The organism is Sphingopyxis indica, assembly GCF_900188185.1.
In the GTDB taxonomy this organism is placed as follows: domain Bacteria; phylum Pseudomonadota; class Alphaproteobacteria; order Sphingomonadales; family Sphingomonadaceae; genus Sphingopyxis; species Sphingopyxis indica.
In genome coordinates this window covers 125,916-138,941 of the sequence record NZ_FZPA01000003.1, presented here as the reverse complement: position 1 = coordinate 138,941, position 13,026 = coordinate 125,916, and the positions used below count along the sequence as shown (strand labels likewise).

The window sequence follows — 13,026 nt, the reverse complement described above, 5'->3', positions numbered from 1 at the left end:
AGAGGGAATTCAGGAGTCAGACTATGGGTACCAAAGCGATCAGCGACGCGAGCTTCCAGTCGGACGTGCTCGACAGCGACACCCCCGTCCTCGTCGATTTCTGGGCCGAATGGTGCGGCCCGTGCAAGATGATCGGCCCGGCGCTCGAAGAGATTGCCGACGAACTGGGCGACAAGGTCGTGATCGCCAAGCTCAACATCGACGACCATCCCGACGCGCCGGCGAAATATGGCGTGCGCGGCATTCCGACGATGATCCTGTTCAAGAACGGCGAGGTCGCCGAAACCAAGGTCGGCGCGGCGCCCAAGAGCGCGCTCAAGGGCTGGCTCGAAGGCGCGCTGTAAAACTCCGTCATTGCGAGCGAAGCGAAGCAATCCAGGGCGGTTTACGCGAGCTCTGGATTGCCGCGTCGCTTCGCTCCTCGCAATGACGAAGGAAGCTCAGCTCCGATAATCGGCGTTGATGCTGATATAGCCGTGCGTCAGGTCGCACGTCCACACGGTCGCGCGCCCGTCGCCGAGGCCGAGATCGGCGCCGATGCGGATGTCCTGTCCTTTGAGGTGCGCCGCCACCGGCGCTTCGTCATAGCCCTCGACCGGCAGGCCGTCCTTCGCGACCATATGGTCGCCGAAGCGGATCGCGAGCCGGTCGCGGTCGGCGGGCTCGCCCGCCTTGCCCACCGCCATCACGACGCGGCCCCAATTTGCATCCTCGCCCGCGATCGCGGTCTTGACCAGCGGCGAGTTGGCGATCGTGAGCGCGACGCGCCTGGCGCTTTCGTCGCTGACCGCGCCCGATACCTGAACTTCGATGAACTTCGACGCACCCTCGCCGTCGCGCACGACAAGCTGTGCAAGGTCGAGCGCCACCTGTTCGATCGCGGCGTAAAGCGCATCGGCACCGGCATCATCCCACGATGCGAGCGGCACATTGCCCGCCTGCCCGGTCGCAAAGAGCAGCACCGTGTCGCTCGTCGAGGTGTCGCTGTCGACGGTGATCGCGTTGAAGCTGCCTGCGGTCGCCTTCGTCAGCATGGCCTGAAGCAGCGCCGGCGCTACCGCCGCGTCGGTGAAGATATAGCCGAGCATCGTCGCCATGTCGGGGGCGATCATCCCCGATCCCTTGACGATTCCCGCAACCTCTACCGTGCGATCGCCGACGATCGCGCTCGCGTGCGCGCCCTTGGCAAAGGTGTCGGTCGTGCCGATCGTCTCGGCGGCCGCCTCCCACGAGCAGGGCGCGGCGGTCAGCGCGGCGGCGACGCCCTCGCGCGCCTTGTCCTTGGGCAGCGGGACGCCGATCACCCCGGTCGAGCTGACGAATATCTCGCCCGGCGCGCAGCCGAGATGCTCCGCGACCTGCGCCCTGATCGCCTCGACCGCCTCGCGTCCGCGATAGCCGGTGAAGGCGTTGCTGTTGCCCGCGTTGACGATCAGCGCGCGGCCGCTGCCGCCCTTCACCTGCTCGCGGCCCAGTTCGACCTCGGACGAGCAGCAGACATTGCGCGTGAACACGCCCGCGACCGTCGTGCCGGGCGCCAGCTCGATATAGGTCAGGTCGCAGCGATCCCATTCCTTGTAATGTGCGCGCGCGATGCGGCGCGTCACCCCGGCGATGTCGGGAAGGGCAGGGAAGGCGGCGGGCGCAAGCGGCGAACGGCTGGTCATGGTGGAGCGCGTTTAGCCGCAAGACGCACGAATCAAAAGCCCCTCCCCTTCAGGGGAGGGGTGATGGCGATTACGCCGGAACGCCGCTGATCGCCTTGACTTCCATGAAGTCCTTGAGGCCGAACAGCCCGCCTTCGCGGCCGTTGCCCGACGCCTTGTAGCCGCCAAAGGGCGCGCCGGGGGCCGGACCCCAATTGTTGACCGCGACCATGCCCGCGCGCAGCTTCGGCGCGACCTGGGCGGCCTTGGCGGGGTCGCCCGAAACGACCGCGGACAGGCCATATTCGGTGTCGTTGGCGATCGCGACCGCCTCGTCGAGATCGGCATATTCCATGATCGTCGCGACCGGGCCGAACACCTCTTCCTTGGCGATGCGCATATTCGGGGTGACGCCCGAAAAGACCGTCGGCTTGATGAAGAAGCCGCGGTTGACGTTCGCGGGCAGGCCGGTGCCGCCGGTCTCGAGCGTCGCGCCTTCGTCGATCGCCGACTGGATCAGGCCCTGGATCTTGTCGAACTGCGCCTTGTTGACGACGGGGCCGATATGCGCGCCTTCGGCCATCGGGTCGCCGACCTCGGTGCCGTCGAACATCGCCTTGATCACCGAAACCGCTTCGGCCTTGCGGTCCTTCTGGACCAGGATGCGCGTCGGTGCGATGCAGCTCTGGCCGGTGTTGACGAGCACGCCCTGCACCGTCGGCGGCAGCACCTTCTCTAGCTCGGCGTCGGGAAGGACGAGGTTCGGCGACTTGCCGCCGAGTTCCTGATGGACGCGCTTGACCGTGTCGGCCGCCGCCTTGGCGACGAGGATGCCCGCGCGGGTCGAGCCGGTGAAGCTCACCATGTCGATCCCCGGATGCGCGGCGATCGCGTTGCCGACCGTCGGGCCGTCGCCCTGCACGAGGTTGAACACGCCCGCCGGCACGCCCGCGGCGTCGAGGATCTCGGCAAAGATCGTCGCATTGCCCGGGCATTCCTCGGAGGGCTTGAGGATCATCGTATTGCCCGCGGCGAGCGAGGGTGCGACCTTGAGCGCGATCTGGTTGAGCGGCCAGTTCCACGGCGTGATCATGCCGACGACGCCGATCGGTTCGTAAACGACCTTGTTCGCGCCCATTTGTTCGCTGAAGCTGAAATTCTTGAGCGCCTCGATCGTGCCGAGGAAGCCGCCGATGCCCGCGCCGACCTGCGCGGTCGCGGCAAAGCTGACCGGCGCGCCCATTTCGGCGGCCATCGACTTGGCGAGGTCGCCGGCGCGCTTCTTATATTCCTCGACGATGCGGCCCAGGATTTCGAGCCGTTCCTCACGGCTCGTCTGCGACCAGCTCTTATAGGCCTCCTTGGCCGCCGCGACGGCATCATCGACGTCGGCGGCGGTGCCGAGGATGATCGTCGAGGCGGGCTCTTCGGTTGCGGGGTTGATGACGTCGTGCGGTTTGCCGCCCTTGCTGTCGACCCATTGGCCGCCGATGAAATTCTGCTTGAAATGCTGGTCGCTGCTCATGTCCTGTCTCCCATCGGCGTGAATTTACGTCTCGGATTGCTACCTAGTCGCTATGGTGAATGAATCAAGCGTGATAGGCAGTGGAAGTGTCCAAGGCCGTCCGTGTGTCCCCGCGAAGGCGGGGACCCATCTCCTGCCGGTTCAAGATGACGCCGTTCGGAGATGGGCTCCCGCCTTCGCGGGAGCACACAGTAATATTGTGAAAACAGTAATTTTCTACCGCTTTTCCGCAGCCAGGCGCGACATCAATATCGCGGCGCGCGTCGCCTGCCGCGCGATGCTGGGCAATTCGACCGTTTCCTCGGGGCCGTGGTCGCCGGTCGAATAGGTGCCGAGCCCCGCGAGCGCGTCGATGTCGGGGGCGACGAAACTGATGTCGGCGGCGCCGCGCTTGATCGGGTCGAGCGCCGCCATCTCGGGCAGGCCGAGGTCGCGGTTCACCGCATTGAGCCGCGTCAGCAGCGCGCGATTGCCTGTCGTCGGCGCCATTGCGGGATAGCCGCCGGGATCGAACGCCAGGCTCGCGCCGGTGCCGGGCGCATGGTCGGCGACGATCGCCGCCATCTTCGCCTTCACCCGTGCCGCCTGCTCGCCCGACAGCGTGCGCAGGTCGCCGCGCGCGATCGCGGTCGCGGGAACGATGTTCGTCTTGCCGCTCGCGCTCGCCCGGATCTTGCCGGTGTCGAGGCTCGCCTGCTCGCCGCCCGCGATCAGCCCGACGTTGAAGGTCAAATTGGGCTCGGGCAGCTCGGTGCGGAAACGATGCAGGATGCGCGCGAGCTCATAGATCGCCCCGTCGCCCTGTTCGGGGGTGAAGATGCCCGAGCTGTGTCCGGTCTTGCCGCTCGCGGTCACCGTCCAGCTTTCCGACGAGCGCCGCGCGACCGAGCTCATGTCGGCGCCGCCGTCGCGCACCAGCCCCTCGAAACCGAGCGCGACATCGCTGCGCTTGCCCGCCGCGATCAGCGCGGCGCGCGCCTTTTCGATCGGATCGCCGGCATCCTCCTCGTCGCCGGTCAGGTGGATTTCGATATTGGCACCATCGAGCGTCCCCGCCGTCTTCATCGCGCGCAGCGCCGCGACGATCACCGTCATCCCGCCCTTGTCGTCGCCCGCGCCCGGTCCCTTCGCCTTGTCGCCCATGCGCTCGAAGCGCTGGAAGGGCGAATCGGGTTCGAACACCGTGTCGAGGTGGCCGATGAGGAGCAGGCGCTTGGTATCGAGCCGCCCCTTGTGAACCGCGACCAGATGCCCCGCGCGGCCCGTCCCGGGCATCGGGGTCCAGGTGACGGCAAAGCCCAGCGGTTCGAGTTCGGCGCGCATCATCGCGCCGACCTTTTCGACGCCTGCAAGGTTCAACGTGCCGCTGTTCTGGTTCACCAGCCGCTCGAGCAGCGCGACGTTGCGCTCCTGCTCGGCCGCGACCGTCCTTGCCATCATCTGCTCCGCCGGCGACAGCTTCGCCTGCGCAGGGAGGGCGAGGGCGAGCGGGAGGGCGAGCAGCGCGGCGAGCGATTTCATGGGCGGCAGACTCCTTTGCCGCCCTTGTGGCCGCTCGGCGGCGAAGGAGCAAGCGGGTCGGCCCGGGTCAGGCCTGTTCGTCGACCTCGTCGAAATCGTCGAGCTTCCTGAGCGCGTCATGGGCGACCGAACGCAGCTTCGCGCTGTTGACCGCGAGCCCTTCGGTGTCGTGCCCCGACAATTCGTCGACGGTGAAGGCGACGCGCGTGCGATCGGGCGCGAGTTCCTCGAAGGTGAATTTCAGGCCCGTCGCGAGCGCGCCGTCGTCGACGCTATAGATCATGTGCGCCTCGCGCGGGATTTCCATCGCGACCGCGATCTTGACCTTATAGGCATCGGGCCGCTGTTTCGGCGCGATCCGCTCGAACCCGGGCTCGCCCTTTTCGACGACCAGTTCATAAAGCCGCGTCGAGCCGCCGTTGGTGACGAGCGGCAGGCCGGCAAAGGCGCCGTCGTCGCCGAACATCTTCGCGAACACCGCCTCGCGCGGCGCGGCGACGGTGCGCGTCTGGCTGACGAGCTCGACCGCCTTGCCGCAGCCGCCCGTGACGAGCAGCGCGGCGATCAGCAACAGATGACGCAGCATGGCCATGACAGCTTCCCTTCGTCAGAGCTGCCTAGCCCCCATGCCTTACCAAAGCGTAAGCCCGGGCGTTTATCGCGGTATCGCTTCGGCGTGCCGGCTTCGCCCAGGCCGTCGTTGACAAAGCTGTAAATAGTGGCATTCTGCAACCGACCAAGGCCGCGCCAGACGGCCCCCTGCCGAGAGGAGCTGCCCCGATGGCCACCCAATATCGCGTTTCCCCCGAAAATCCCGATCCTTTGGACGTCACCCGCGCCGAGCTTTGGAGCGAGGACCGCTGGCAGGAGCCGATGGCGCGCCTGCGCGCCGAGTCGCCGATCCATTATTGCGAGGATTCGAAATTCGGTCCCTATTGGTCGCTGACGACCTACAAGCCGATCCAGCATGTCGAGGCGCTGCCCAAGATCTTTTCCTCGTCGTGGGAAGTCGGCGGGATCACCGTCGCGGGCGACGGCGTCGAACATCTGCAGGAGGGCGAAATCCCGATGCCGATGTTCATCGCGATGGACCCGCCGCAGCACACCGCGCAGCGCCGCACCGTCGCGCCCGCCTTCGGCCCGTCGGAGATCGAGCGGATGCGCGCCGACACGATCGCGCGCACCGCCGCGGTGCTCGACACGCTGCCGATCGGCGAGACGTTCGACTGGGTCGAGAAGGTGTCGATCGAACTGACGACGCAGATGCTCGCGATCCTCTTCGATTTTCCGTGGGAAGAACGCCACAAGCTCACCGCCTGGTCCGACGCGCTCGGCGACATCGAAAGCTTCAATACGCTCGAAGAGCGGCAGGCGCGGCTCGCGATCGCCTATGAAATGGGCGGCGCCTTTCAGGAACTCTGGGCGCGCAAGGCCAGGAATCCGGGGCAGCACGACCTCATCTCGATCATGCTCCAGTCCGACGCGATGAGTCATATGAGCGAGAATGAGTTCATGGGGAATCTCATCCTCCTCATCGTCGGCGGCAACGACACGACGCGCAATTCGATGTCGGCCTATGCCTATGGCCTGTCGCAATTTCCCGAAGAGCGCGCGAAGCTCGAGGCGAACCACGACCCCGAACTCGCGGTCAACGCGATGCACGAGATCATCCGCTGGCAGACCCCGCTCGCGCATATGCGGCGCACCGCGACCGAGGATACTGAACTCTTCGGCCACCAGATCAGGAAGCGCGACAAGCTCGCACTCTGGTATGTCTCGGCGAACCGCGACGAGAGCATCTTCCCCGACGGAGACCGGATCATCGTCGACCGCGAAAATGCGCGGCGGCACCTGTCGTTCGGCTATGGCATCCACCGCTGCGTCGGCGCGCGCGTCGCCGAACTGCAGCTCACCGCGCTGATCGCTGAGATGCAGCGGCGCCGGCTGCGCGTGAACGTTCTCGGCGAGCCCGAGCGGGTTCACGCCTGCTTCGTTCACGGCTATCGCCACATGGATGTGCAGCTCGAAAAATATTGAGGCGGGCTGAAACCTCCGCCGCGTCCGCCACGTATCATTCGATATGATCGAACGGCGACATCTTATCGGCGGTCTCGCGCTCGGCGGCGCGCTCATCGGCGCGCCGATGCTGTTCGCCAAGCCGGGCCGGCGGCCGCAGGCCGAATCCGGCTGGCGGCTTTCCGAGGCCGAATGGAAAAAGCGGCTCACCCCGATGCAGTTTCGCGTGCTGCGCGAGGCGGCGACCGAGCGGCCCTTTACCAGCCCCCTGAACGACGAGCATCGCGCCGGCATTTTCCTGTGCGCAGGCTGCAAGCTGCCGCTCTATTCGAGCAAGACCAAATATGACAGCGGCACCGGCTGGCCGAGCTTCTGGGCGCCGCTGAAAAATGCGGTCGGCACCGCGACCGACCGCGAGCTCGGCTATCCGCGCACCGAGGTCCACTGCCGCCGCTGCGGCGGGCATCTGGGGCATGTCTTCGACGACGGCCCGAAGCCGACGGGCAAACGCTATTGCATGAACGGCGCCGCGCTCAGCTTCCGGCCGGCCTGACGCGGTAGACGCGAAGGTCGCCCCGCGACAAGGACTCGTCGAGGTCCAGCCAGCCTATGCGTTCGCCCCGCGCGAGTCGCGCCGCCAGGCCGTGCGGTCGTGCTCGGACATAGTTGCCGATTTCGGGCAGGCGCAGGCAAAGCGCTACATAGGCAGCCCCGCTCCTGCGTATCGACAATTCGGCCTTGGCGGGATCTGACAGAAAGGTGTCGATCACGCGGTTCATTTCCACGTGGCTGCGATGATGACCGGTTGCCAGCACGCTGTGCCGAGTCCCGACCAGGATCGACGGGCCAATATCCAGCGGCGCGAAGACCAGCTGGGGGGGCTGGCCGGCAAGCGGCGCGAGCATTGCCATCGTGGGACAGCTCGCTTTTTTCGCTTCCGCCCGATCCTCGATCGTTGCCACGCGGTTGGAAAAGAACTCTATCGCCAGACGGTCAGCAATCCATGAGTCGAACGCGGGAAGCGCGGCGAGTACCAGCATGGCGCCGCCGACGCGACCGAGCGCCGTGCGGCGTGTCCGGCTCCATCGCCACAGCCCGGTTGCCATAGCGCCGAAGGCGGGCACCAGATAGGCGTGCGTCGTCGCAGCGGTGCGGAACACGAGAAGCGACAATAGCGAGCTGCCGAGAAGTACGAAAAGCATGCGGTCCCAGTCATATGCGCAGCCGGTCCCGCGCGCGCGCCGCCATGCCATGATCGCCGCTCCCAAGCCGACGAATATCGGTGCCACGTACAGCGCGGCGAAGTCGATCTTTTGCGCCCAGACCGGCTGCCCTTCCAGAACCCGGTCGTACCAGTAATGGCGCACCAACGGTTCCAGCGCACCGAACGGCCCGTCAAGGCAGGATGGCCCCGAGAGTGCAAACGCCACTGTTCCCGCAACGCCTGCCAGTCCCAGAGCCGACGCGCGCCGCTGCCAGGAATGGGCAAGCATCGGCAGCAGCAGCCCGGCCAGGAGCACTACCGCAGTGGTGGTGGTGGCGATTATATAGGGCCTTGAAAAGGCGTCGCATTGCACGCTCACCAGAACCTCGGGACCGCGAAAGGCGAGCAGCCACAATGCAGGAAAGACGCACAGTCCAGCAACGAAGCCCTTCAATCGAGGGGCTTGCCGCGGGTCGCGCAGCCAGTCGAATGCAAACAGCGCGCCGAACAGGGTGAGATAGGGAAAGCCCTCAAGCGATATTTCGAGGTGCGCCGTGATGACAAGCGCCGCCGCTAGACCGCGCCGAAAATCGGGTTCACCAAGCGCGAGCCACAGCATCGCGACCGAAAGCAGCAACTGCCAATTATGATGGTCGATCCGAAGCGGTGCGAAATAGTGAAGGAAGCTTACTCCGACCGCCGCGATGAGCAATGCGGCGATCGTCTCGTCCCGGCCCCCGAGCCGCGCGGAAATCCGCCCGAGGAGCAGGAAGAGCGGCAGAATCAGGACCAGAGGATATAGGGCCGCCGCCCAACGCTCGGCCGCCTCAGGCGACATGAAAGGGCGCAGCGATGCTGTCAGCGCCACAATCTGCGCGTCGATGAAGCGCGACCAGTGCATCGGCCCGCCGCCGCCCGCCGGATTGATTCGATATTGGGTGACGTCGAACCAGCTCTGTCCCGCGATCAGGTCCCGGACCTCGGCGAGCCGCATCAGGTCGTCGGCGTCGCGCAGATCGAGCGCGGCGATCCCTTCGCGATAGACGAAGAGGCTCACCGCGACGACCGCGAGCCATAGCATGAAGGCGAGGCGGCCAAGGCCCGGCGGCAGAGCTGCTGGTCTTCGCGCCGCTTCCGTCATCGCGCGTCCGCGAAAACGAGCGTCTTGCGCAAATAATAGGTTGCGACGAAGCTGATCCCGATTGCCGCCAGCTTCGACAGGCGCGCATCGACGTCTATCCTGTCCCCCACAGCAACGATGGCCACGGTAATTGCCAGCCCAATCAAGGCCGACGCGACGAACAGGCTCTTCTGACGCATCCGGTGCAAGCCCGCGGTGCGCGCGCCGTCGATGAAGACAATGCGCGAGCTTATCAGCCAGTGGATGGCGATCCCCGCGCAATAGCTTGCCGCAGAAGCGGCCGCAGGCCGCCAGCCCGCCATGAGGAAGACCAGAAAAAGTGCCATATCGCCTCCGAGCGCAACCGCGCTCGCGCCGACATAGCGCAAGATGGTCAGGTCGGTGACCCGGCGCAGCAACGGGGGCAGCGGCATTACGGCCCTACGCCGCCTTGCCGACGCGCTGCGGCACGTCGCGCACCGATGCGAGCGCGGCGCGTTCGCCTTCGCTGCCGCTCTCGTGATATTCGGCGTCCTCGTTGACGCCCCAGATGTCGTATATCCGTTCGCCCGCGACGATATTGCGCACCGTCAGCATCGCGGTCATCATCGCATGATCCTGATTGTTGTAGCGGTGCATTCCGTTGCGCCCGACCATGTGCAGCGTCGGGTAGCGCGCTTCGAGTTCCTCGCGCATCGCGGCGACATGCGCGGCATAGTCATCGTCATAGACCGGATAGGCCTTTTCCTGCCGCACCACCGCGCCGCCGACGACATCGGCCGGATCGCACAGGCCCAGGATCGCCATCTCGTCGGTCGCGAGCGCGATCAGATCCGCGTCGCTCGACGACCACAGCCCGTCGCCTTCGAAGCAGAAATATTCGAGGCCGACGCAGGCAAGCTCGGGATCGGGCACCATTTCGGGCGACCAGCTGCGGAAATTCTGGACGCGGCCGACCTTGACCTTGCTGTCGTGGATATAGATCCAGTTGTCGGGGAACAGATCCTCCGAGCGGATCTTGAGCGCGACGGTCAGGAAGTCGCGATATTTGAGCTTCGGCGCCGCGGTGAGCGCCGAAGCGGGCAGCGGATGGATGCGCGCCGCAAGCTCGCGCATCGGCGCCGAGCTGATGACATGCGCGGCGTCGATCACGACATCGCCGTCGGGTCCGGTCGCGGTGAGCCGCCAGCGTCCCGTGGTCTGGTCCTGCGTCAGCTGCTTGAAGCTGTGCCCCATCAGCACATGGTTGCCGCCGGCGATCACCTTGCCCGCCGCCGCGTCCCACATCATTCCGGGGCCGAGCCGCGGATAGCGGAAGGTTTCGAGCAAGGTCTTGGTCGCCATGCCGTCGTTCGGCGCCTTGTTGAGCCCCAGGCTGCGCTTCAGCCCGTCGAGCACCGCGGCGCCGAGGCTCAGCCCCTTGATGCGCTGCGCCGCCCAGTCGGCCGACATCTCGTCGCACGGCATCCCCCACACCTTCTCGGTATAGGTTTTGAAGAAGATCGAATAGAGCTTGTGCCCGAACTGACCCACCGTCCAGTCCTCGAAACTGCGCACCGCCTTGTTCGGGAAAAGTTTCGCCTTGGCATAGCTCGCCATGCACAGCGCCGACCGGAACAGGCCGAGGTTCCACAGCGCCTCGAACGCGCGCAGCGGATAGGAGTAGAATTTGCCCTCATAATAGATGCGGCTCATCCGCGGGCGCTGGATGAAATCGTCGGGCAATATCTCGTTCCACAGATCGACCACTTCCTGCGATTTGGAAAAAAAGCGGTGCCCGCCGATATCGAAGCGGAACCCCTCATGCTCGACCGTGCGGCTGATCCCGCCGACATAGTCGGGGTCCTTTTCGATGACCGTGACGCGGTAGCCCTCTTTGGTCAGCAGATAGGCCGCGGTCAGTCCCGCCGGTCCCGCGCCGATGATCGCGACGTCCACGCTCGTCGGCCGGCTCGCACTATTTGTCATCCGATTTCCCCACGCAGCAAAATGCTTCGCGTCCGCTGTGGGGGAATGGTTCTAAAAACTGGTTAACGGAGCGCTAGGACTTGATCCTTCCTTGCGGAACAGAATGAAGACGCCAACAAAAAGGGCGTCCGGTCCCCCCAGACCGGACGCCCCGTTGGCGTCGCTGATCGGTGACGATCAGGCGCTGTAATACATGTCGAACTCGACCGGGCTCGGGGTCTGCTCAAAGGCATAGACCTCGTCCCACTTGAGCTCGATATAGGCTTCGATCTGATCCTTCGAAAAGACGTCGCCCTTCAGGAGGAAGTCGTGATCGGCGGTCAGGCTGTCGAGTGCTTCGCGAAGCGAACCGCAGACGGTCGGGACGTCGGCGAGTTCCTCGGGCGGCAGGTCATAGAGATTCTTGTCCATCGCGTCGCCGGGATGGATCTTGTTCTGGATGCCGTCGAGGCCCGCCATCAGCAGCGCGGCATAGGCGAGATAGGGGTTCGCCATCGCGTCGGGGAAGCGGAATTCGACGCGCTTCGCCTTGGCGCCCGCGCCATAGGGGATGCGGCACGAAGCCGAACGGTTGCGGCTCGAATAGGCGAGCAGCACCGGCGCTTCGAAGCCCGGGACGAGGCGCTTGTAGCTGTTCGTCGTCGGATTGGTGAAGGCGTTCAATGCCTTCGCATGTTTGATCACGCCGCCGATGAAATAGAGGCACATGTCCGAAAGCCCGGCATAGCCGTTGCCGGCGAAGCTCGGCTTGCCCTTTTCCCAGATCGACATGTGGGTGTGCATGCCGCTGCCGTTGTCGTCCTTGATCGGCTTCGGCATGAAGGTCGCGGTCTTGCCATAGGCGTGCGCGACCTGATGCACGACATATTTGTAGATCTGCATGCGGTCGGCGGTTTCGGTGAGCGTGCCGAAGGTCAGGCCGAGCTCGTGCTGCGCCGCGGCGACCTCATGGTGGTGCTTGTCGCAGGGCAGGCCCATTTCGAGCATCGTCGAGACCATCTCGGCACGGATGTCGACCGCGCTGTCGACCGGCGCGACCGGGAAATAGCCGCCCTTGGCGCGCGGGCGGTGGCCGAGGTTGCCGCCCTCATAGCTGCGGCCGGTGTTGGTCGGCAGTTCGATGTCGTCGATCTCGAAGCCCGACTTGTTGTAGCCGGTTTCGAAGCGGACGTCGTCGAACATGAAGAATTCGGCTTCGGGACCGACATAGACGGTATCGCCGATGCCGGTCGAGGCGAGATAGGCCTCGGCACGCTTCGCGGTCGTGCGCGGGTCGCGCGCATAGCCTTCGCCGGTCGAGGGTTCGACGATGTCGCAGAAGATGACGAGCATCGGCGTGGCCGAGAAGGGATCGTCGTAGACCGCCTCGAGGTCGGGCTTCAGGATCATGTCGCTCTCGTTGATCGCCTTCCAGCCGGCGATCGACGAGCCGTCGAACATCAGGCCGTCCTCGAGTGCGTCCTCGTCGATGACGCCGGCGCACATCGTCAGATGCTGCCATTTGCCCTTGGGATCGGTGAAACGCAGATCGACCCACTCGATGTCATTATCCTTGATCCGGGCGACGATATCCTTCGGCTTGGTGGCCATGGTCTTACACTTCCTTCTTGCGATGAAATCCCGGGCGGCCCGGGGCGTTGAACTGGGTTGTCTAGAGCGCGTCCTCGTCGCGCTCGCCGGTGCGGATGCGCAGCGCGGTTTCGACGGGAATGACGAAGATCTTGCCGTCGCCGATGCGGCCGGTCTGCGCCGCGGCGGCGATCGCCTCTACCACGCGTTCCGCCATATTGTCGTCGACGATCACCTCGAGCTTCACTTTCGGCAGGAAGTCGACGACATATTCGGCGCCGCGATAGAGTTCGGTGTGGCCTTTCTGCCGACCGAAGCCCTTGGCCTCGGTGACGGTGATGCCGCTCACTCCGACCTCGTGCAGCGCCTCTTTCACCTCGTCCAGCTTGAACGGTTTGATGATCGCCTCAATCTTCTTCACTTAACTCATCCCCCTTTGGGCTCGCCACCGTCGCTC

The 13,026-nt window shown here is 65.2% G+C and carries 12 protein-coding genes; 3 read left to right on the top strand and 9 right to left on the bottom strand.

The window, feature by feature from the left end; genetic code table 11:
* The first annotated feature begins 23 nt into the window (after window positions 1-23).
* Window positions 24-344: a thioredoxin TrxA gene (gene trxA, locus CHB69_RS06620; protein WP_089215207.1), complete on the top strand. Its 321-nt coding sequence runs from the start codon at window positions 24-26 to the stop codon at window positions 342-344.
* Between the two features lie 96 nt (window positions 345-440).
* On the opposite strand, the gene argJ is transcribed toward trxA, so the two are convergent.
* From argJ to CHB69_RS06600, 4 genes are all read right to left on the bottom strand, one after another.
* Entirely contained in the window at window positions 441-1,667 is a 1,227-nt protein-coding gene (gene argJ / locus CHB69_RS06615; protein WP_089215206.1) for a bifunctional glutamate N-acetyltransferase/amino-acid acetyltransferase ArgJ, read from the bottom strand.
* Between the two features lie 70 nt (window positions 1,668-1,737).
* Window positions 1,738-3,171 carry an aldehyde dehydrogenase family protein gene (locus CHB69_RS06610; RefSeq protein WP_089215205.1) on the bottom strand — a complete coding sequence of 478 codons (1,434 nt, stop codon included), beginning with the start codon at window positions 3,169-3,171 and terminating at the stop codon, window positions 1,738-1,740.
* Window positions 3,172-3,387: 216 nt separating this feature from the next.
* The gene (locus tag CHB69_RS06605; protein ID WP_089215204.1) at window positions 3,388-4,692 is read right to left on the bottom strand and encodes a M20/M25/M40 family metallo-hydrolase; all 1,305 of its coding nucleotides are present in this window, start codon (window positions 4,690-4,692) and stop codon (window positions 3,388-3,390) included.
* 67 nt (window positions 4,693-4,759) lie between these two features.
* Window positions 4,760-5,284: an SRPBCC family protein gene (locus tag CHB69_RS06600; protein ID WP_089215203.1), complete on the bottom strand. Its 525-nt coding sequence runs from the start codon at window positions 5,282-5,284 to the stop codon at window positions 4,760-4,762.
* 188 nt (window positions 5,285-5,472) lie between these two features.
* On the opposite strand from CHB69_RS06600, the gene CHB69_RS06595 reads away from it, so the two are divergent.
* Window positions 5,473-6,729, top strand: a complete 1,257-nt coding sequence (locus CHB69_RS06595) for a cytochrome P450 (protein WP_089215202.1) — start codon at window positions 5,473-5,475, stop codon at window positions 6,727-6,729.
* A gap of 43 nt (window positions 6,730-6,772) precedes the next feature.
* On the top strand, window positions 6,773-7,261 hold the full coding sequence (msrB, locus tag CHB69_RS06590; protein ID WP_089215201.1) for a peptide-methionine (R)-S-oxide reductase MsrB: 489 nt from the start codon (window positions 6,773-6,775) through the stop codon (window positions 7,259-7,261).
* Here the strand turns inward: msrB and CHB69_RS06585 are convergent.
* The 5 genes from CHB69_RS06585 to CHB69_RS06565 all read right to left on the bottom strand — a co-directional run bounded on the left by CHB69_RS06585 (window position 7,242) and on the right by CHB69_RS06565 (window position 12,990).
* Window positions 7,242-8,906 (bottom strand): hypothetical protein, encoded by a 1,665-nt coding sequence (locus CHB69_RS06585; RefSeq protein WP_141133927.1) that lies wholly within the window; start codon window positions 8,904-8,906, stop codon window positions 7,242-7,244. The two genes, msrB and CHB69_RS06585, sit on opposite strands and share 20 nt — an antisense overlap.
* Window positions 8,907-9,049: 143 nt before the next feature.
* Entirely contained in the window at window positions 9,050-9,421 is a 372-nt protein-coding gene (locus CHB69_RS06580; protein ID WP_245836587.1) for a GtrA family protein, read from the bottom strand.
* Between the two features lie 52 nt (window positions 9,422-9,473).
* Window positions 9,474-11,000, bottom strand: coding sequence for an NAD(P)/FAD-dependent oxidoreductase (locus CHB69_RS06575; protein ID WP_089215198.1), 1,527 nt, complete (start codon window positions 10,998-11,000; stop codon window positions 9,474-9,476).
* 177 nt (window positions 11,001-11,177) lie between these two features.
* Window positions 11,178-12,590, bottom strand: a complete 1,413-nt coding sequence (gene glnA / locus CHB69_RS06570) for a type I glutamate--ammonia ligase (protein ID WP_089215197.1) — start codon at window positions 12,588-12,590, stop codon at window positions 11,178-11,180.
* Window positions 12,591-12,651: 61 nt separating this feature from the next.
* Window positions 12,652-12,990, bottom strand: a complete 339-nt coding sequence (locus tag CHB69_RS06565) for a P-II family nitrogen regulator (protein WP_089215196.1) — start codon at window positions 12,988-12,990, stop codon at window positions 12,652-12,654.
* Window positions 12,991-13,026: the final 36 nt, after the last annotated feature.